The sequence below is a fragment of the Nostoc mirabile CHAB5784 genome (genome assembly GCF_020829645.1).
Classification (GTDB): Bacteria; Cyanobacteriota; Cyanobacteriia; order Cyanobacteriales; family Nostocaceae; genus Nostoc; species Nostoc mirabile.
On the sequence record NZ_JAIVFS010000068.1, the window covers coordinates 1 to 1437 of the forward strand.

The window sequence follows — 1437 nt, forward strand, 5'->3', positions numbered from 1 at the left end:
GTAACTCCACCACGTAAAGAAGCATCTGTTGCTGTTTAATACCTTAGATTATTCATACTTTTGCTAAGTCTCTGATTAACTCAGCCCTGCTGGGTCATTTTGTATAGCTTAGTCTAAACTCCAGTAGTGATACTTTGCTCCCGAAGATTCCCCCAACCCACGCCAGTTGCTTCTTTTGTCGGAGACGCTACGCGAACAACGGGGGTAAAATACGCAACGGACTGGCTTCCCTTAAAAAGGCTTGCTCTAATTCCCTCCAATTTATCGGAGGGTTAGGGAGGATCAAGCCTTAGCCCAAGCGTACTGACTTATAAATACTTGTAAAAGGTAATAAATAATTCCAATAAATTATCAGTATATTCCCTATTTTGTACCCTCACAACTTGCTTGTTTATGTTAGGTGTAATATCAAGTCTGTTTAGTAGATTTCCTCCCAGGTTTTTCTCTATACCCTCCCCAGCCAGGCTTGAAAGGCAAATTATTCATTATTGCCTTCACATTATGCATAATTTTGTTACTGAATCATGTTATGTAATATGCACTATAGCAATCCGATTTGATTGATGAAATTACTTGCGTAGGGAGGGAACAAGGAACAGGGAACAGGAAATAAAAGCATTTTTTCTCTCGACACAGAGATAAAAGAGCATTAACTATGTTTAATCTAAATTTCATCAGAAATTTATAATCTTACTTCTTGTAATATGTAAGTATTACATCAAGCGAATACATTGATCTGTGAAACTACAAAGGTATATATTATGTCCATAATTGTTGGCACTCCTAACAATAATTTTTTGTCGGGCACTACTAGTGACGATCAGATTTCTGGTTTTGGAAACGATGACAATATCTTTGCTGGTCTTGGAAATGACGTAATCGATGGTGAAGAGGGCAATAACCTGATTGACGCTAACAATGATTTTTTGTCGGGCACTACTAGTGACGATCAGATTTCTGGTTTTGGAAACGATGACAATATCTTTGCTGGTCTTGGAAATGACGTAATCGATGGTGAAGAGGGCAATGTGATTGAGGGTGGACTGGGCGATGATATATTAACAGGTGGTGCAGGCGATGACATATTCAAGGGCAGTCAGGGTGACGACAGCATCGATGGCGGAGATGGTATTGATACCGCCGACTACAGCGAACTAGGTATAGGCATCACTCTCTCAGGTGTAGGGACAATTACCAAAGCTAATGGATTTGGAACAGACCAAATCTTCCAAATAGAAACAGTTATTGCTGATGCCAGTGTTGCCAACAATACCATAGATGCCTCCGAATCTTTGGCTGGCGTATCTATCACCGCTGACCTAGAAGCCGAAAGTATCTCTGCCAATAACGTTCCCGAACTTGAGACATTGACATTTAATGTACTCAACTTTGTGAATGTCATCGGCACCAATGAAAGTGACATCATTGCTGGCGACG

Annotated in this window: 1 protein-coding gene; it reads left to right on the forward strand. The window is 40.4% G+C overall.

Annotation, left to right across the window (positions count from 1 at the left end; genetic code table 11):
- Positions 1–761: 761 nt before the first annotated feature.
- Positions 762–1437, forward strand: a 676-nt coding sequence (locus LC653_RS30225) for a calcium-binding protein (RefSeq protein WP_267923238.1), incomplete at its 3' end; no start/stop codon positions are given.